The sequence below is a fragment of the Streptomyces sp. SID8374 genome, from assembly GCF_009865135.1.
GTDB lineage: Bacteria > Actinomycetota > Actinomycetes > Streptomycetales > Streptomycetaceae > Streptomyces.
Window position 1 is genome coordinate 70,016 of sequence record NZ_WWGH01000001.1, and the last position, 17,821, is coordinate 87,836.

Consider the following 17,821-nt stretch of genomic DNA (forward strand, 5'->3'; position numbering starts at 1 on the left):
CCGCTTCCCGTCGCTAGATTCGACGGCATGACCGAGAGCTGGGACGCGGCCGACCGGGCCGTACTGACACTGCCCTCCGGGCGCCTGATCCGCGGTCGGGGTCTGCGCAACCCCCTGCCCGAAGGCCCCGAGCCGGAGTTCGCCGTGTATCTGCTGGGGCGTACGCCTCCGCCGGTCGGCTGGGAGTCGCGGTGGCTGCGGTGGCCGGACTTCCGGCTTCCGGCCGACCCGCGGGAGGCCCGGGAGCTGCTGGAGGAGGTGTGGCGGCGGGCCCCCGGCGAGCGGGTGGAGGTCGCCTGCGGGGGCGGGATCGGGCGGACCGGGACGGCGCTGGCCTGCCTGGCCGTGCTGGACGGGGTGCCGGCCGGGGAAGCGGTGGCGTTCGTCCGCCGGGGGTACCACCCTCGGGCGGTGGAGACCCCGTGGCAGCGGCGCTACGTACGCAGGTTCGGCCGGGCCGGATAGCCCCGGGCGGGACCCCGCCGTCAGGGCGTGGCGAAGGTGGCGGGGACAGGCAGGGTGTCCCAGCGTCCGGCCGGCCAGGCGACGACGACGGCGCGGCCGACGACCTCGTTCACCGGGACCATGCCCTTGTTGCGGTCGTCGCTGTGGTAGCGGGAGTCCGCCGACGCCTGGCGGTGGTCGCCCATCACCCAGAGCTTGCCCTGCGGGACGGTGACCTTGAAGGTGCCCTTGTCGTCGTTGCTGCACGGGGTGTTGCCGGGGAACACATAAGGCTCGTCCAGGGCCTTGCCGTTGACCTTCACCGGTCCGTCGCCCGCGCACTCCACGGTGTCGCCGCCGACGCCGATCACCCGCTTGATGAGGTCCTTCTCCTCGGCCGAGGGCATCACGCCGATGAAACTCAGCACCTTCTGCACGGTGTTGGGCGGGTCGACGGCCACGCCGTCCAGCCAGCCGTCCGGGTCGTGGAAGACGATCACCTCGCCCCGCTCCGGCTCGGATCCGAACCAGGGGGTCAGCTTGTCGACGAGGACCCGGTCGCCCTTCTGGAGGGTGTTCTGCATGGACTCCGACGGGATGGAGAAGGCCTGGACGAGGAAGGTCTTGATGAGCAGGGCCAGGACCAGGGCGATCCCGATGAGGAGCGGCAGCTCCACCCAGAACGGCCGGTTCCTTCTCGTCCCCGCCCGCCGTGCACCCGCACGCACCATTACGCCGCTCCTCGCCCCGTGTCCCGCGCACCCGCCCCGGTGGGGAACGGATCTTGTCGGGTCACTCTATGGGGCGCGGCGGATGCGGCGGGTCGCGGCTCCGGACGCGGGCGTCAGGTGGCGGGGGCGGGCGGTGGGGCGGGGGCGGTGCCGTCCGGCGGGATGGTGGCCCCGGCACCGGCGCGCACCGCTTCGACCACGCTCTGGTGGAAGGCCCGGCTCTCCTCCTCGGAGGCGCACGGCACGGGGCTGCCCGCCAGGGTGAACCAGTCCGACGAACCGCTGTACTGCACGGCGACCGACGCCTGGCCCTCGGACCACGTCGTATGCACCGTGAGGTCTCCGCTCAGGATGCCGGCTTCTTCGGTGCGGACTCCGCCTGTTCCCGCGAAGACACCGCTGGTCGTCCACGATGCCCAGCTCATGACGTGTCGCCTTTCGGACGATGACAAGCCTCTGCGGCGGACTGCTTCCGAGTATGGCACCGCTGTTGGGAGGGTGCACGGGGTGCGGAGGCGGTTCCTCCGCGGGCCGGTCTCACGCGCGTTCCCGTACGCCCCGGACGAATGCGGCCTGGCCCGCGTGCTGGAGGTCTTCGGCGATGACGCTGATCAGCCGGACACCCAGGGTGACCGGGGGCGACCAGTCCTCGTCGACGATGCGGTCGAGGCCCCGGCCGTCCAGTCCCCGGACGAAGTCGAGGGTCTGTTCGTGGACGGCGTCGTAGTAGCCGAGGAGCAGGTCGGCGGAGTCGACGCGGACGGCGGCGACCTCGTCGCTGCTGTGCCCGAAGCCGGTCGCCTCCTCGTCGAACGGGAGCCCGAAGCGGTCGGCCCAGCCCTTGGTGAGCCAGACCTGGCCGGTGCCCGCGGCGTCGGCGATGTGGTCGTCCTGGACCCGGGTGAGGTGCCAGATCAGCCAGGAGATCGAGTTCGCCCCGTCGTCGATCCGGGCGTTGAGGTCGTCGGCCGAGAGCCCTTCGGCCGCCGCGTGGACCGCTTCCCTGACCCGGTCGAACGCCTCGGCCAGCATGTTCGCACTGTTCATCCGTTCACCTTGGCCTCCGGGCCCGCGCGAACGGCGCTCCGACACACCGCCCGCGCCGACCCCGCCCAGCCCTACCGCAGGCCGTCCAGCCACTGGGTCAGCAGCCGGCTCACCTCGTCGGGGCGCTCCTGCTGGATCCAGTGGCCGCAGCCGTCGAGGATGTGCGCGGCGGAGAGGCCGGGGAGGGTGGCCGGGTAGGCGTCGATGGCGTCGGCCATCCAGGTGGTGGAGGCGTCGAGGGCGCCGCCGATGAAGAGGGAGGGCTGCGTGATGGGCGCTCCGTGCCAGGCGGCGAGGTCCTCCCAGTCCCGGTCGACGTTGCGGTAGCGGTTGAGGGCGCCGGTGAATCCGGAGCGTTCGAACTCCCCGCTGTAGACGTCGAGGTCGGCCTCGGTGAGCCACGCGGGCAGGGGTCCGGCGGGGAGCCGGTCGGCGAGCTGCGCTCCCGGGGGTACGAAGAAGAGCTTGCCGTGCTCCTCGGGGGCGAGGGTTCCGCCGGTCAGCCCGGTGTAGAAGCCGGCGAGCCAGCCGCGTACGTCCCGTTCGATCTCCGCCTCGGCCCGGCCGGGGGTCTGGAAGTAGCTGACGTAGAACTCCTCTCCACCGCCGATCCGGGCGAAGCCGTCGGTGGGGCGGTGCTCCCCGCGCGGGGAGTAGGGGACGCTGAGCAGGCCGACGGCGGTGAAGACGTCCGGGCGGAGCAGGGCGCTGTTGGCGGCGATGGGCGAGCCCCAGTCGTGGCCGATCACCGTGGCCGTCTCCTCGCCGAGGGCGTGGACGACGGCGGTGTTGTCGGCGACGTGGGCGAGCATGCGGTAGGCGTCGGTGGCGGCGGGCTTGGCGGAACGCCCGTACCCGCGTACGTCGATGGCGACGGCCCGGTATCCGGCGGCGGCCAGCGCGGGGAGCTGGTGGCGCCAGGAGTACCAGGACTCGGGGAAGCCGTGGACGAGGAGGACGAGGGGGCCGGTGCCCTGTTCGACCAGGTGGATGCGGCCGCCGGGGGTGTCCGCCAGGCGGTGGACCGCGCCGGGCGGGGTGGTGGGGTCCGTCGGGGGCTGCGGCATGGTTCCTCCTCGGGCGCCCCAGGGGTACGGGGCGGTCGTGACGGTGCGGTCGGGCGGCCGGGCAGGAGTCCGGCCGCCCGGGTCACGATCATTCGGGGGCGTCCGCCGCCCGCACAAGGATCTTTGCCGTACCGGCAAAAGGGGGCGGGAGGACGGTCAGACGAGGAGCCGCAGCAGGTGTGCGCAGGCGGTGGCCTCGTCCGGGTGGCGGGCGAGGACTTCGTCCTTGCCGCGTTCGTACGCGCCGGTCTCCCATCCGCCGGCCGCCGCCCGTCGCAGGAAGAGGAAGTCGGGCGGGGTGGGGGCCGGCTCGTGGACGCCTTCGATCCGGTAGTAGCCGCCGGGGATCCCGGCCTCCACGAGTGCGGTGTTCAACGTCTGACGGTCCACGGGGTGTTACGCGCCCACGGAGGTGAGGTAGCCGTGGTCCAGCAGCCACTTCACGTTCAGCCGCTCACCCTCGCCGGGGTTGAGGAAGACCGGGTCCAGCTTGATCTGCTGGCCGCCGCCGGGCTGCTCGAACCAGGGGGCGATGCTGCCCTGCCAGACCCAGAAGGGCTTGGCCACCTTGTAGACGCGGTAGTCGCAGGGGGTGGCCGCTTCCCGGGTGTTGAGGTTCTGCGGGGGCAGGGCGCGCTCGGCGTAGGCGTCACCGGCCGGGGCGAGGTAGCCGCCGTACTCCGAGCCGAAGCGGTCCAGGCGCTGGCCGGGGCGGAGCTTGGCGGGTTCCTTGTCGATCTCGCCGTTGACCTCGCCGAAGCCGTCGTTGGGCGGGTACTTCCAGCTGCCGGTGTCCGCGGGCCCCTCCCAGTACTTCTTGAGGAAGGCCTGCGGGGAGAGGTCGCCGGTGCGCTGGTAGCCCTTGAGGAGCGGGCCGACCGGGGCGAGGCGGTTGTTCGGCAGCCACTTCGGGCCGAGCCGGGCGTCGCCGCGGTACTCGCCGGTGCAGGGCTCGTGCCGCTCGGCGGCGGCCGGGGCGTCGGGCTGCGGGGCGGCGTTCGCCGCGGGGGCGGTGATCAGTCCGGCGGTGATGCCGAGCGCGGCAAGTACGGTACGCATGCGGTTCATTCAGGAATCCCCTCGAGCACTGATGATCAATCAGACAGCTGACGAAGGGTAACCGCTCGGCTACCTGGAGCATCCGCGCCATGCCGTTTTCCGGCCAGGACGGACCATGCCGACCGGCGCCGGGGGACAGCACAGCGCCCCGGCCGGGTGGAGCTGGGGCCCGGCCGGGGCGCGATGGGTGGAACAGGGCCTGCGGTCAGCTGACGTTGACGTCGATGCAGGCGTAGAAGGCGTTCGAGGTGTCCGCGATGTTCCAGACCGCGAGGACCTTCTGCTGACCGGTCTTGCTGCCGAAGTCGACCTGGTGGGTGACGGTCGCGCCGGGCTGCGCGCCGCCGTCGTCGAACTCGGCGATCTTCTCTCCGCCGATGAAGTACTGCCAGGTGCTGGTGGAGTGCCGGGCGGTGAGCTTCCACTCGAACTCCTGCGAGCGGTTCACCGGGGTGACCGCCCAGCCCTTGGAGTCGTCGTCGAGTTCGGCGAACCCGCTGTTCCCGCCGCTGCAACTGGTGAGCCCCTTGGGGCCCTCGACGCTCTGCGGTTCGTAGCTGATCGATCCGCAGCTGACCGTGCCGGCGGCGCACTGGGCCTGCCTGCTGGGCGGGTTGGAGATGTAGCCGTGGGCGTTGGCGGAGCTCGCCGGGAGGCTCAGGGCCAGGACCGGGGCGAGGACGGCGCCGACGGCGAGTGCGGTCTTCCTTTTCGCGTGCATGCTTCTCCTTCACATGAGACCGCACCGCGCGGTGGCGGGCCGTGGGGGGCCCGGCTTCGGCGGCGAGGCCTCGCGAGTGTGGGGCCTACGAGGCGCGAAGGGCCGCAAGTCCCTTGCCGGACAGGCCTGATGACCCGTGCCGGAAAGGCCTTGCACTTGGCCTAGACCATACTCACCGTCGCGTACGCGTCAAGGGAGCGGTACGTGTGGCCGTACGAGTGGCGGGAGGGGCGGCGGCCGGGCGCGGGCCGCGACGGACGGTCACCGCGCCGGGCCGCCGGGCCCATCAGCCCTGGTCGTCGCCGTAGCGGACGGTGACGCGCTCGAAGCCGAGGGAGCCGAGCAGCCCCTTCAGCATGTCCGCGGTGTTCTTCTCGGCGCGGGCGGTCAGCCCGCTCTCCTTCGCCGCCTCACCGATGTGCCGGACGGCCAGCTGGTTGACCGCCTGTTCGCTGCTCGGATTGTCGGAGAAGAAGTCGCCGAGCCGGTCCAGGAGCCCGCGCTGCTTGGAGACGGCGTAGGAGCGGTCCGGGTCCAGGGCCGGCTTGCCCAGCACCGCGTGCGGCAGCCGGATCTCGGCGGTGGTCCGGTCCTCGTTGACGACGACCCCGTCCTCGGTGACCTTCCCGAGGTCGACGGAGGCGCCGACCGTGCCCGCGCCGACGAACAGCGTGCGGGTGCCGCGTACCGCGTCGGGCAGGAACTTGGCGTCCTTCTCCAGGTCGACGACGACCTGGAAGTTGCCCGAGGCCGCCTCGTACGCGCTCATGTCCTGGATGGACTTGAGGATGGCGGGGCCGGACCGGTCGCGGGTCTCCTCCCCGAAGAGGCTGTCGAGGCCCGGCAGCAGGCTGAGCTTGCCCGCGGCGAAGATCAGGGCCAGGACGGCCGCGCAGATGCCGACGGCTTTCAGCAGGCCCCGCCCGGGACGGGGCGTGGGCTTCTTCCCGCTCGGCGGGGCGGTATCCGTGGTTGCGTCGCTGGACGTCATGGACTGCATGTGACCCGCAGGCGCGATTTCAACCCATCTCCCTTGCGAAATAAGCCAGTTCGGCCAGTGCGGGTAGACGGATGCGGGCGGCGGGCTCTCAGGGGCGGCCGGACAGCTCCGTGGTGTCGTCGGAGGTCGTGGTGGTGGTCACCGATGTGGTGACGTTGCCGATGAGGCCGAGCACCAGGAAGAGCACCACGAGCCACTTCCCGGCGCTGCTCATGACCAGCGGCCGGGTTGCGGAGCGGGAGTGTTCCGGTGCCACGGCGAGGTCGTCGTCCCCGAAGAGGCCCTTGGGGTAGGCCGGGGTGAGCATCATGGCGTACGCCGAGAACCGCATCCGGTAGCGCAGGGTGGCCGCGGTCGCCTCGAACAGGGGGCGCGGCATCCGGCCCAGGACCAGCGTGATGACCCACCACACGAAGCACAGGGCCCACCAGCCGTAGACCGCGAGGCTCTGCACGATCGCCGCCGGGATCATCAGGAAGATCCGGAACAGCACCGCGAGCCGGTTGAGAGCCGTGGGCCGTACGTCGATCTGGACCGGGTAGTCCGGCGGCGGGGTCAGCGCGAAGGGCGGGTAGCGGTCGATCAGCAGCATCTGGCTCGCCGAGACGCGCATGTCGTACCCGAGGAACTGAGCCAGGAACCGGAAGACGGGCTCGGGCAGCCGTCCCAGCACCAGGGCGGCGAACCAGCCCACGATCACGGTGAAGAAAGCGGCGATGTGCAGGAAGAACAGCACGATGAAATGGGGGATCAGGAGCAGCAGTCGGAAGAAGACCGTCAGCCGGCGCTGACGGCCGGGTTCGACGATGTCGAGAACGGGCCTGAACTCGTCGGCGTCGGTCTCCTTGCGGCCCGGGCTCCACCGGCCGTCGGCCATGTCGCTCCTCCTCGGCAGGGGGTCCGTACGGCGGCGGCGCGCAGGACATGCCCCCACGCTGCGGCCGCACGGCACGGGCCGCAAACGGCCGCGGCCCGAACGGGTGGAGCGGCTGCCCGGGTCCTGTGCTGGCGGGGGGGCCTGGGCGTCCGGTTCCGTGGGCTTCTGCCAGGAGTGCTCGGTCAGGTTCGCCGGATGGTGGCGGGTCTGTTTGATGGGTGCTGTCGCCTGTTCCGCGACGCCCGTCCCAAGGCTCAGAGCGAGGTGGCCACGCGCACGAGATCGGCCACCGGCCGTGACCGGCTCTCCGGCGGCCAGGCGAGCACGGTCGTCACGGGGGGCGCGTCCGTCACCGGTACGGCGACCAGGTCCCGCCGCAGGTCGACGGCGGCCGAGGCGGGCAGGACCACGGTGGCCCGGCCGAGGGCGATCAGCTGGAAGAGCTGGGTCAGGTTCCGCACCACGACCCCGGGGCCCTCGGGGCAGCTGCCGTCCGGGCCGGGCCAGCGGGCCGGTGGAGGGCCGGGCGCGGCGGTCACCTCGGCCTGCCGCACCGCTGTCCGGCCGGCCAGCGGGTGGTCGCCGGGCAGGACCGCGACCTGCCCCTCGGTGAGCAGTACCTCCGTGTCGAGTCCGGTGACCGCGTCGAACGGCAGATGCAGCAGCGCCACGTCCGCACGCCCCGAGCACAGCAGCTCCCGCTGCTCGTGCGCCTCGCACAGCACCAGGTCGACCGCGCACGCACCCGGGTGCGCACCGTACGCGTCGAGCACCTTGGCCAGGAGCTCGCCCGCCGTACCGGCCTTGACCGCCAGAGCGATGCGCGGCCGCCGTTCGGCCGCCTCCCGGGTACGGCGTTCGGCGGCTTCCGCCGCCGCGAGGATCGCGCGTGCCTCCGTCAGCAGCACCGCTCCGGCGTCGGTGAGCCGGACGCGGCGGCTGGACCGCTCCACCAGCACCACGCCGAGTCGTCGCTCCAGGCCGGCGAGCGCACGGGACAGCGCGGGCTGGGCGATCCCGAGCCGCTCGGCCGCTCGGCCGAAGTGCAGGTCCTCCGCGACCGCGACGAAGTACCTCAGCTCGCGCATCTCCATACCGGCACCGTAGTCCGTCCGAACCACGACCGATGCCGCGGAGGCATCGCTGCGAGACCCGTACGGTGTTGGATTCCGGCCTGCGGGCGCCGATGCTGGCGGACATGAGCGAACAGACGATCGCGCTGGTCACCGGCGCGAACAAGGGGATCGGATACGAGATCGCGGCGGGCCTCGGCGCGCTGGGCTGGCGTATCGGCGTCGGCGCCAGGGACCGGGAGCGCGGCACGGAGGCGGTCGCGGCGCTGTCCGCGAGGGGGGTGGATGCCTTCGCCGTGCCCTTGGACGTCACCGACGACGCCGACGTGAGCGCCGCCGCCCGGCTTCTGGAGGAGCGCGCGGGACGACTCGACGTACTCGTCAACAACGCCGGAGCGGCGGGCGGTTGGCCCGACGAGCCGACATCACTCGACCCGGCCGGCCTCCTGCGGCTGGTCGACACCAACGTGGTCGGGGTCATCCGGGTGACCAACGCGATGCTTCCCCTGCTGCGCCGCTCCGCACATCCGCGGATCGTCAACCAGTCCAGCCACGTCGGCTCCCTCACGTTGCAGACCGATCCCGGTACCGACCTCGGAGGAATCAGCGGAGGCTACGCGCCGACGAAGACCTTCCTCAACGCGGTCACCGTCCAGTACGCCGCGGAACTGCGCGGCACCGGAATCCTCGTCAACAACGCCTGCCCCGGCTATGTGGCCACCGGCCTCAACGGCTTCAGCGGGACCCGTTCCCCGGCAGAGGGCGCGCAGATCGCGATCCGGCTGGCGACCCTCCCCGACGACGGCCCCACCGGGGGCCTTTTCGACGACGGGGGCCCCGTGCCCTGGTGAAGCCCCCGGAGTCAGCGCCTGCGGAGGCGGTCCAGCAGGGCGCGGCCGGAGCCGGGCCGGGCGCCGCCCACGGTGGGGCGACCGCTCGAACCCCTGGCCTTCGTCAGGCGCGTGCCACCGGCCCGCGCCCCGGCCTTGGACGGCTCCTTCGCCTTGGCCGTGCCCCGGGGGTTCGCCCAAGTCCTCGTCGTCCCCGCCTTCGTCGCCCCTGCCTTCGTTCCGGTCTTCGTCGTTCCGGCCTTCGCCTTGGTCCGGGACGGCGTCGTCCTCTCCGTGGTCTTCGGCTCCGCCGTGGGCTTGACCGCCTCGGCCCGCGGGGTGTGCGCGTGCGCGTGGTAGCTGTGGCTGATCCGGCGGCCCAGCAGGAAGTAGCCGAGCAGGGCGCCCGCCGTGTTGAGGATGACGTCGTCGATGTCGAAGGCGCGGCCGGTGACCAGGGCGCCCTGGACCAGTTCCACGAGGACCATGACGGCGGCGGTCAGCAGCGTCATGCTGATCATCCGCAGGCGGCGCGGCACGAGGAACGGGAGCAGCAGCCCGAAGGGCACGCCCAGCAGCAGGTTTCCGCCCGCCTGCTTGCACGCGGCGAGGAAGGTGTAGTCCTCGGCGTACTGGCGCAGCGACCGGCCCGGCTGGAGATTCGACGTGACGATGTCCTCGGAGGCCGGTGAGGGGGTGAGCGTCACCTTGGCCAGGAGGACGGAGAACGCCACCAGCCCCAGCAACACCACCGTCAGGACGGTCACCCTCAGCAGTACGCGTGCCCATGTCCTCTGTCGCGTACGGGGATTCGTCTCTGAAGTCATGGCGGACAGTTGCCCCCGCCGGGGCGGAAAACACCCGGGCGGGCGTCCGAGCCTGAAAATCGCCCGGCCGTCCGGTGCCGCCTGCGACGATGGGCCCATGAGCGCACGTGAGAAGAAGGACCTGCTGGCCGAGACCGACCGGCTGCGCGAGGAGGGCCGGGCCGGGGAGGCGCGCGAGCGGCTGCTCGCCCTGACCGCCGAGTTCCCCGACGACGCGGAGGTGGCCTACCGGACCGCGTGGGTCCACGACGTCCTGGGCCTGGAGAGCGAGGCGGTGGCGTACTACGAACGCAGCCTGGCGGGGACGGGGCTCAGTACGGAGGACCGGCGGGGGGCGCTGCTGGGTCTCGGCAGCACCTACCGGGTGCTGGGGCGGTACGGGCAGGCCGTGGAGACGCTCCGGCGGGGTGTCGAGGAGTTTCCGGACGACGGGGCGCTGAAGACGTTCCTGGCGATGGCCCTGTTCAACACGGAGGAGCACCACGAGGCGATGCAGCTGCTGCTCCGGCTGGTGGCCTCGACGAGCGAGGACCGGCAGGTGCAGCAGTACCGGCCGGCCATCGAGCACTACGCGAAGGACCTCCACGAGACCATGTGACCGGGGCATCGTCAGTAGGAGAGCCCACCCGTACGCGGCGCGCCGCTTCGGCGGCGGAGCGCGGTCCCGGAGCGCGGACGAACCGAGAATGCTCGCGTGCACTCCCCTCCTCCGCCTCCGTCCCCCTCGTCCGCCGCGCGTCGGGCCGACGGCTTCTCCCGGCGCGGCGAGTGGGCGCTGCTGCTCCTGTCCGCGGCTTCCGGTGCGGCGGACGCGTTCGTCTTCCTCTGTGTCGGGCAGGTCTTCGCCGGGGTGATGACCGGGAATCTGGTCCTGCTCGGGGCCTCGGCGGCCGGGGCGGGCGAGGACGGGGTGGCGCTGCGGGTGGTCACCGCCCTGGCGGCGTACGCCTGCGGGGCGGCGGCCGGTGCGCTGATGGCGGGGCTCCCGCTGGGGCTGATGCTGCTGGCCGAGTCCGTCCTGCTCGGGGTGGCGGCTGTGCTGTGGGGGTTCGGTCCGGTCGCGTCGTACGGTGACCGGCTCGGGCTGCTGGCCCTGGTGTCGCTGGCCATGGGCGTCCAGGGGCGCATCCGGGTGACGCCGACGAACTATTTCACCGGGACCCTCACCTCCCTGGCCGGTCGCGCGGCTGCGCGGGAGCTGACGCCGGGGGACGTCTGGGTGGTGGGGCGGCTGGGGGCGGTGGTGGCCGGTGCGGGGCTCGCGGCGCTGTCGGAGCGATGGTGGAGCCCGGGGGCCGCGCTGGGTCCGGTGGTCCTGGTGGCCGCGGCGATGGTTCTCGAAACCGCGCCGCGTGGTGGCCGGGACAAGGGGAAGCCCCGACCGGATCGGGGGAATCCAGCCGGGGCGGCTTGAGTGTGGGGATGAAGGGCGGTCGCCTCTCGGCGAGGGGCTCCATGGGGCTTCGGCGGTGCGAACTCTCCCCATGGGCTGTTGGTGAGGCCCGGGGACACTGTCCCCCTCACACCCACGTATAGATGAACGATAAACCATCTCGGACTGTTCCAGGGAACCCGCCCCCATGGATGTGATCCAGGGCACGGACCCCCGGTTCCGCCATCGGCCGGAGGGCCGGTGCGATCAGCTCCGGGACGCCTCATCGGTGCCGTAGCGGCGCCGGAACCGCTCCACGCGGCCGGCCGTGTCGAGTACCTGGCGGCCCCCGGTGTAGAAGGGGTGGCTCGCGGACGAGGTCTCCACGTCGATGACGGGGTAGGTGTTGCCGTCCTCCCATGCCACGCGCTCGCCGGAGTCGGCGGTGGAGCGGGTCAGGAAGGCGACGTCCGCTGCGCGGTCGCGGAAGACCACGGGGCGGGAGACGGGGTGGATACGAGGCTTCATCGATGCGTTCCTTCCTCACCGCGGGTGGCGGTGACGTACAGGGGCCCTTCCGTGCGGTCAGCTCCGCGCGGTCAGCGGGCTTCGCGGAAGAGGACGTGCCGCCCGGCGGCGGGGTCGAACTTGCGCAGTTCCAGCCGGTCGGGGGTGTTGCGGCGGTTCTTGCGGGTGACGTAGCTGTGGCCGGTGCCGGCGGTGGACCGGAGGGTCACGACGGGCCTGAGTTCGCTGCGTGCCATGGGCGCCTCCTGCGGGACTCGACGACCCCACCCCTCGTAACGGGAATGGGATTCGTTTTCGTTCTGATGGGGTAACGCGGCCCGCCCCGTCGGCATTCCCGGCCGGATCGCACCGGTCCCAGCAGCCGTCAGGGCCGCGCCCGACCCCCGTACGTTCCGCGCCCCACGGCCTCCGTGGCCGCCAGGAAGCGGGCGGCCTCCTTCTCTCCGGCACGCCAGGACGGGCCCACGAGGCCGCTGAGTGCGACGAGCCGGAAGATCAGTGCGCGGATCAGCATCTGGCGCCAGCGGGGGTCACCTCCCCCGCCGGTCGTGAGAGCGGGGGCGGGGTCGTACCAGAGCAGGCCGTCGCCGATCACCACGGCCTCCGCGTAGAGGGGCGGCCGCCAGTAGGGGGAGAAGTCGATGATGACGGGGTCCTGGCCGGGTGCGAAGAGGACATTGCCGGTGAGGTCGCCGTGGACGATCTGCTCCGCCGCCTCCACGGGCCGCCGCAGGGAGAGCAGGCGCGCGAACGGCTCGGCCAGCTCCGCGACCACGTCGACCTCCTCCTCGCCCCAGGCGACTCGGTCGCCCACCGCCCAGGGGTGGGTGCGGCGGGCGAGGAATTCAGCGCGGGGCTGGTCGCGCAGGGCGGCATGGAAGGCGCGTCCGGCGGCGACGACCTCGGGCCACCGCCTGCTGGGGCCGGGGCGGCCGTCCATGAACTCGGCGGCCGTCCAGCCCTCGACCACACCGGCCCCCTCGGCCGACCGCAGGGGCCGCGGCACCCGGAAGCCGGCGCCCCGGGGCAGCCGTTCAAGGAGCGACGCGGCCCACTCCGACTCTCCCTCGGCCCCCTCCGCGGGTTTCAGGACGGCCCCGCCGACCCGCACGCTGCGCCCCTGACCACCGGTCAGCGGCTCAGGGGTGCCGCGCAGATCGAAGGCGTCGAGAACGGACTGCGGGGGAAGGGTGACACGCGGCTGCTCGGGCATGCGGGGCATCCTGCCGGTCGGCCCCACCGCGCGCACGCGGATTCCCTTTCGGCTCGTTCACCACGGTGCGCCTATGCCACAGGGGCAGGCCAACACCCCTTATCCGTACGCTCGTTCGGAGGATCACCGCCCCCGCGCAGCCTGTGGCATATGCCAGAAGCAACAACGCATCGAGTGTCGTCGAATCCCTTACGGGGTGCCGCAGCCTGTGCGACAGTCGATAGCGGTCGACCCCTGAGACCCGGCCGCACCGCGCCTGTATCGGAGTACGAGATGCCGTCCCATCTGTTCGCGGACCGCCCCGCACCACAGCCCCCCGCGCACGATGCCGTCGACGCCCTGATCCACCGGGCGCGGCAACTGCGCGGAGACGTGGACGCCGTGGGACGGAACGCGGCGGTGAGCGACGAGGACGACCCCCAGGCGCGCTGGCAGCGCGCCCTGTGCGACCTGGCCGTCCAGCACCTCGACACCCTCGACCAGCACCTGGGTCAGCTCAAGGCCGGTCTGCCCGCCCGGCGCTCCACCGCCCGGGACGGCGGCGTACTCCCGGACGGTGCGCCGGACGGCTCCTCGCCGAACCTGGTGGGCAGCGCCGAGTGGAACCTCCTCACCGACGAGGTCAGCTGGTCGGAGGAGTTGTACGAGATCTTCGGGCGGCCCCCCGGTTCGCCGCCGCTGTCCCTGGACGACCTGCCGTCCGTGCTGCTCCCCGACGACCAGCCGAAGCTGACCTCCATGGTGACCGGCTGCCTCGTGGACGGGCAGCCGATGGACGGGGAGTTCCGCATCGTGCTCCCCGACGGCCGGGTCCGCACGCTGCACATGACGGGCGAACCGGTCCTCGACTCCGAGGGCTGCACCGCCTCCATGTGGGCCGTGCTCCGGGACGTCGGCGAGCTGCGCCGCAGCGAGGAGACCGTCGGCCGGAACCGGGATTCGGCCCGCCGCGACGAGCGCACGGAACACCGGATGGCGGGAGAGCTTCAGGAGACCGTCCTGCCGCCCTGGCCCGGTTCGTCACCCCTTCCCCGACGACAGGGCCACGGCGCCCTGGACATCGCCGCCCACCACATCTCTTCCGCCTCCGGCGGTCTCATCGGCGGCGACTGGTACGACGCTATGGAACTGCCCGACGGCGGGACCCTGCTGGCCGTCGGCGATCTGACCGGGCCCGGGATCCCCGCCACCTCGGCCATGGCCATGATGCTCGGCGCACTGCGCGGCATGGCCGTCGCCGGCATCCGGCCGGGCGCCCTGCTGGGACACCTCGACCACCTCCTCGAAGAATCGATGCGGCCCGCCCTGGGCAGCGCCTTGTGCTGCCGCTTCGACCCGGCGACCGGCCTCCTCTCCTGGGCGCAGGCGGGACACCCCGCACCCCTGCTCTTCCGTGACGGCACGGGGCGCCTGCTGCCTCCCCCGGAGGGGGTGCTGCTCGGTGCCGCGTCCCAGGTCGCCCACGAGCAGGACGAGGTGCGCCTGCTCCCCGGCGACGTGCTGGTGCTGCACACGGACGGCCTGACGCGCCACAGCGACCGGGGTGCGGGCCCGGAGCAACTGCTCGCCCTCGCCCCCTTGTTCGCCCGGGCCCATGACGCACAGGAGTGCGTACGGGGCGTGGTCGAGGAGTTCGGCGGGACCGAGCGCCTGGACGACGCGTGTGTGCTGGTCGCCCGTATCGGGGCGTGAGGGAGCGCGGGAGCGGCCTTCAGGGCTGCCGGGGCGTCATGACGGTTGGTACGCGCGGCGGTTACGGCCTCCGCCGGCGGACTCGTACGGGGATCAGGCCTGCGTACCCCTGGCCTTCTTGGCGACGGGGCTCTGCGGCAGCGAGAGTTCGATCTGCTCGCGGAGGTCCTGGATCTTGGCGTACCCCGCGAACTGGCCGGTGAGCCGGTACATCTCGCGCAGCCGGTCCCAGGTGCGGTGCGAGGAGGTCTCTCCCATCGACACCAGCGCGAGCCGGGCGTACCGGTCGCCCTGTTCGGGGTCGTTGGCGATGAAGCAGGCCGATGCGAGCGAGATGTGGTCGAAGAGCTTGGAGCGCTGACGTCCGTTGACCCGCAGCTCCAGGGCCTGTTTGGCGTGGCGCTGGGCGATGGACGCCGCCCCCGGGTCGTGCTCGGCCAGGGTGCGGAACGCCAGGGCCTGCATGCCGTGCATGTCGGCCTCGTCGAACATCTGCATCCAGCTCGGCGCCGGCACATCGCCCTTGTCCGAGACGAAGAGCTCCTCCGCCTCGCCGAGGGTGCGCCGCATGGCCTGCCCCTTGCCCATCGCCGCCTGCGCCCAGGCCTCGATGGTGCGCAGCATCGCCTGCGTACGGGGCAGGGTCTCCTCGCCCGAGCCGGATTTCGCCAGCTTCATCAGGTCGAGGGCGTCGTCGGGGCGGCCCAGGTGGACCATCTGGCGTGCGGCGCGGGAGAGCGCCTCACCGGCGCGCGGCCGGTCGCCGCCCTCCCTGGCCGCGTGGGCGGCGATGACGAAGTACTTCTGGGCGGTGGGTTCGAGGCCGACGTCGTGGGACATCCAGCCCGCGAGTACGGCGAGGTTGGCGGCGACGCCCCACAGGCGGCGCTGGAGATGGTCGGGGTGGCGGTAGGCGAGCATGCCGCCCACCTCGTTGAGCTGGCCCACGACGGCCTTGCGCTGGAGCCCGCCGCCGCGGGAGGCGTCCCAGGCGCGGAACACCTCGACGGAGTGCTCCAGGGCCTCGATCTCCTCGGAGCCCACGGGCGCGGCCTCGTACCGGTCGAAACCGGCGGGGTCGGCGTGCTGGGGATCGTTGGCGCGTGGCGCGTCGGCCGCCAGGACGGGGTCGCTGTGCAGCCAGTCGTACATGGGGCCGGCGATGGTTGAGCCGGCGGCGAGCGCGGCGCCCGCACCCACCAAGCCGCGTCGGTTGAGCATGAGGTCCATTCCCGTGAATTCGGTGAGGACCGCTGCCGTCCGTTCGGGCGCCCACGGCAGTTGATCGGGGTTGTGCTCCGTCCCCGAGTCCCGCCGTTTCCCCACACGCCCGCGTCGGCCGAACCCGAGGTCCTCGATGGTCACGACACGGCCGAGCCGCTCGGTGAACAGGGCTGCCAGCACTTCGGGCACGGGATCACGGGGGGACTCCCCCATGTCGATCCAGCGCCTGACCCGCGAGGTGTCGGTGGCCAGCTGCGGGTGGCCCATGGCCGCCGCCTGCCGGTTCACCATTCTCGCGAGTTCGCCCTTGGACCAGCCGGCCAGGCCGAACAGGTCGCTAAGACGGGTGTTGGGTTCTCCGGTCACGTCAAGCCCCCAGGTTCTCGGCTGACTTGACACTAACCCCCTGTCAGATGCGCTGTGACTATTCGCCAGGGTTCGCCAGGGTCCGCCAGATGGTCTGCCACCCGTGACTCGTTGTCAGGTAGGAAAGCGCCACCCCGCCCGGCAGCCCTAGGTACTCCCCAGGGTGCCGAACGGCCGTCGGCCGGGTTGGCGCACGTGACTTGTCGGCGCACGAAGGGATCTGTCTCGCCCATGTACACAGCATCGTCCTCCGTGTCCGCCCCGCCCCGGCCGCTCCGTCCCATGGGGACGGGCGGCGGGCCGTATCTCGCCCCCCACGCCGGTGCGCCGGCGCAGGGCCTGGGCCGGACCCGGCGGGCGGCGGGACCGGGTGCAGGACCTCTCAGCGGAAGAATCGACCTCTCCGGGCCGCAGGGCGCACAGGTGCGGATGGCCATCGCCTCCGTGCAGCGCATCTGCCCCGAGTTCAACCCGGTCCAGGTCCTGCGGCGCAGCGGCCGCTCCGTCCTGATCGTGGGCACCACCGGTCGGGCCACCGCCGTCGCGAAATGTTTACTGGACCACTCCCCCGCGTGGACGGAGCGGTTCCAGCACGAAATAGCGGCGTACCGCGCGTTCGTCCGGCACCGCCCCCCGGTTCGGGTGCCCCGGCTGATCGCGGCGGACCCGGAGAACTGCACGCTGGTGATCGAGCGGATGCCCGGCCGGGTGGCCGCGCTGACCCGGCACCCGGCGGAGGCGCCGCCGCGGGCCGACATCCGTGCGGCGCTCGGCGCGATCGCCCGCGTGAACGCCTGGCGGCCGCCGCCCGGGCTCTTCGAGGCGCCGCTGGACTACGCCTCGCGGATCTCCCGCTACCACGAGCTCGGTCTGTTCACCGACCGCGACCTGGGCGACCTCCAGAAGCTGCTGCACGGCCTGGCCCAGGCGGGCGGCCGTCAGCCCATGGGCCAGTTCTGCCACGGTGACGCGCTGCTCTCCAACATCCTGTTGTCGCCGACCGGTCCCGTGCTGGTCGACTGGGAGCACGCGGGCTGGTATCTGCCGGGCTACGACCTGGCGACCCTGTGGGCGGTGCTCGGTGACGCCCCGGTGGCGCGGCGCCAGATCAGCCAGCTGGCGCAGGCCAGGGGGCCGGCCGCGCGGGACGCGTTCCTGGTCAACCTGATGCTCGTACTGACCCGGGAGATCCGTAACTACGAGACGGCCGTGCAGCGCACCATGCGGGAGGCACCGCCGGTGAGCGCGGGGCAGGACCGGCCGGGCGTGCTCTCCTCGGGCGAGGAGCAGCGGCTGCTGCTGCGCAGGCTGCACGACGACTGCGCGATGGCGCGCCGGGCCGTGCGGGCGGCGGTCGGGACGCGCTGAGTGCGCGGGCGCGAGGGCGCCGAAGAACCACTGTGTCAGGGAAGCGCGCTGCGGGACCGGTGCCGACACACCGGTCCCGCAGCGCGCTGTGCTGTTCTCCGACGCCCCCGTAGGCGGCCCCGCTCCGTGACGGAGCGCTGACCGGCTGCCACCCGGAGGCCGCCCCCGGGTGAGGCGCGCCACGAGACCCACGTCACCTACGAGCTTCGGTAGTGGGTGCGGGCTCTCCCCCGCAGCCCCACGAAACACCTAAAGAGGATATTCCTCTCAATCTCCTATCAGGAGTAGTAAATAGGGTCATTGCTTCCTGTGTCGGTGGACGTTAACCATGGATCCCGGCAAGCACCGAGACCGAGCCTGCGAGACCGCCCACCGGCGGTCG

21 protein-coding genes are annotated in these 17,821 nt (G+C 72.3%); 6 read left to right on the forward strand and 15 right to left on the reverse strand.

All coding sequences use genetic code 11. The features are described 5' to 3' along the window. Positions 1–27 precede the first annotated feature (27 nt). Complete coding sequence (locus tag GTY67_RS00335) at positions 28–465, forward strand: protein-tyrosine phosphatase family protein (RefSeq protein WP_161277339.1); 438 nt, start codon at positions 28–30, stop codon at positions 463–465. A 20-nt stretch (positions 466–485) separates the two neighbouring features. Here the strand turns inward: GTY67_RS00335 and lepB are convergent, their stop codons facing one another. The 10 genes from lepB to GTY67_RS00385 form a co-directional block, all read right to left on the reverse strand. After that, the gene (gene lepB / locus GTY67_RS00340) at positions 486–1,175 is read right to left on the reverse strand and encodes a signal peptidase I (protein ID WP_161277340.1); all 690 of its coding nucleotides are present in this window, start codon (positions 1,173–1,175) and stop codon (positions 486–488) included. Positions 1,176–1,288: 113 nt separating this feature from the next. Beyond that, positions 1,289–1,600, reverse strand: coding sequence for a hypothetical protein (locus tag GTY67_RS00345; protein ID WP_161277341.1), 312 nt, complete (start codon positions 1,598–1,600; stop codon positions 1,289–1,291). Positions 1,601–1,712: 112 nt separating this feature from the next. Beyond that, complete coding sequence (locus tag GTY67_RS00350) at positions 1,713–2,222, reverse strand: DUF664 domain-containing protein (protein ID WP_161277342.1); 510 nt, start codon at positions 2,220–2,222, stop codon at positions 1,713–1,715. 71 nt (positions 2,223–2,293) lie between these two features. After that, entirely contained in the window at positions 2,294–3,289 is a 996-nt protein-coding gene (locus GTY67_RS00355) for an alpha/beta hydrolase (RefSeq protein ID WP_161277343.1), read from the reverse strand. 156 nt (positions 3,290–3,445) lie between these two features. Continuing rightward, a complete protein-coding gene (locus GTY67_RS00360) occupies positions 3,446–3,679 on the reverse strand; it encodes a hypothetical protein (protein ID WP_161277344.1) in 234 nt (77 codons plus the stop codon). A gap of 6 nt (positions 3,680–3,685) precedes the next feature. After that, complete coding sequence (locus GTY67_RS00365; RefSeq protein WP_161277345.1) at positions 3,686–4,357, reverse strand: TNT domain-containing protein; 672 nt, start codon at positions 4,355–4,357, stop codon at positions 3,686–3,688. A 196-nt stretch (positions 4,358–4,553) separates the two neighbouring features. Continuing rightward, positions 4,554–5,069 (reverse strand): lytic polysaccharide monooxygenase auxiliary activity family 9 protein, encoded by a 516-nt coding sequence (locus GTY67_RS00370; protein WP_093694441.1) that lies wholly within the window; start codon positions 5,067–5,069, stop codon positions 4,554–4,556. 286 nt (positions 5,070–5,355) lie between these two features. Next, entirely contained in the window at positions 5,356–6,060 is a 705-nt protein-coding gene (locus GTY67_RS00375) for a DUF4230 domain-containing protein (protein ID WP_161277346.1), read from the reverse strand. Positions 6,061–6,157: 97 nt separating this feature from the next. Beyond that, a complete protein-coding gene (locus GTY67_RS00380) occupies positions 6,158–6,946 on the reverse strand; it encodes a DUF4389 domain-containing protein (protein ID WP_161277347.1) in 789 nt (262 codons plus the stop codon). A gap of 254 nt (positions 6,947–7,200) precedes the next feature. After that, positions 7,201–8,040 carry a LysR family transcriptional regulator gene (locus tag GTY67_RS00385; RefSeq protein WP_161277348.1) on the reverse strand — a complete coding sequence of 280 codons (840 nt, stop codon included), beginning with the start codon at positions 8,038–8,040 and terminating at the stop codon, positions 7,201–7,203. Positions 8,041–8,132: 92 nt separating this feature from the next. On the opposite strand from GTY67_RS00385, the gene GTY67_RS00390 reads away from it, so the two are divergent. After that, entirely contained in the window at positions 8,133–8,870 is a 738-nt protein-coding gene (locus GTY67_RS00390; protein WP_161279909.1) for an SDR family oxidoreductase, read from the forward strand. A gap of 11 nt (positions 8,871–8,881) precedes the next feature. Here GTY67_RS00390 and GTY67_RS00395 read toward each other — a convergent pair whose 3' ends face one another. Continuing rightward, positions 8,882–9,676, reverse strand: coding sequence for a VanZ family protein (locus tag GTY67_RS00395; protein WP_161277349.1), 795 nt, complete (start codon positions 9,674–9,676; stop codon positions 8,882–8,884). A 97-nt stretch (positions 9,677–9,773) separates the two neighbouring features. Between GTY67_RS00395 and GTY67_RS00400 the strand changes: the two genes are divergently transcribed. Continuing rightward, entirely contained in the window at positions 9,774–10,274 is a 501-nt protein-coding gene (locus tag GTY67_RS00400) for a tetratricopeptide repeat protein (protein ID WP_161277350.1), read from the forward strand. A gap of 180 nt (positions 10,275–10,454) precedes the next feature. Then, positions 10,455–11,090, forward strand: coding sequence for a YoaK family protein (locus GTY67_RS00405; RefSeq protein ID WP_093694532.1), 636 nt, complete (start codon positions 10,455–10,457; stop codon positions 11,088–11,090). A gap of 225 nt (positions 11,091–11,315) precedes the next feature. Here the strand turns inward: GTY67_RS00405 and GTY67_RS00410 are convergent, their stop codons facing one another. From GTY67_RS00410 to GTY67_RS00420, 3 genes are all read right to left on the reverse strand, one after another. Continuing rightward, positions 11,316–11,576 carry a type B 50S ribosomal protein L31 gene (locus GTY67_RS00410; RefSeq protein ID WP_161277351.1) on the reverse strand — a complete coding sequence of 87 codons (261 nt, stop codon included), beginning with the start codon at positions 11,574–11,576 and terminating at the stop codon, positions 11,316–11,318. Between the two features lie 71 nt (positions 11,577–11,647). Further along, positions 11,648–11,812 carry a 50S ribosomal protein L33 gene (gene rpmG, locus GTY67_RS00415; protein WP_093694435.1) on the reverse strand — a complete coding sequence of 55 codons (165 nt, stop codon included), beginning with the start codon at positions 11,810–11,812 and terminating at the stop codon, positions 11,648–11,650. A gap of 128 nt (positions 11,813–11,940) precedes the next feature. After that, positions 11,941–12,789 (reverse strand): phosphotransferase, encoded by an 849-nt coding sequence (locus GTY67_RS00420; protein ID WP_161277352.1) that lies wholly within the window; start codon positions 12,787–12,789, stop codon positions 11,941–11,943. A 273-nt stretch (positions 12,790–13,062) separates the two neighbouring features. Between GTY67_RS00420 and GTY67_RS00425 the strand changes: the two genes are divergently transcribed. Next, entirely contained in the window at positions 13,063–14,481 is a 1,419-nt protein-coding gene (locus GTY67_RS00425) for a SpoIIE family protein phosphatase (protein ID WP_161277353.1), read from the forward strand. 93 nt (positions 14,482–14,574) lie between these two features. Here the strand turns inward: GTY67_RS00425 and GTY67_RS00430 are convergent, their stop codons facing one another. Beyond that, positions 14,575–16,071, reverse strand: a complete 1,497-nt coding sequence (locus GTY67_RS00430) for a hypothetical protein (RefSeq protein WP_161277354.1) — start codon at positions 16,069–16,071, stop codon at positions 14,575–14,577. Positions 16,072–16,302: 231 nt separating this feature from the next. Between GTY67_RS00430 and GTY67_RS00435 the strand changes: the two genes are divergently transcribed. Next, entirely contained in the window at positions 16,303–17,439 is a 1,137-nt protein-coding gene (locus tag GTY67_RS00435; RefSeq protein WP_161277355.1) for an aminoglycoside phosphotransferase family protein, read from the forward strand. Positions 17,440–17,821 lie beyond the last annotated feature (382 nt).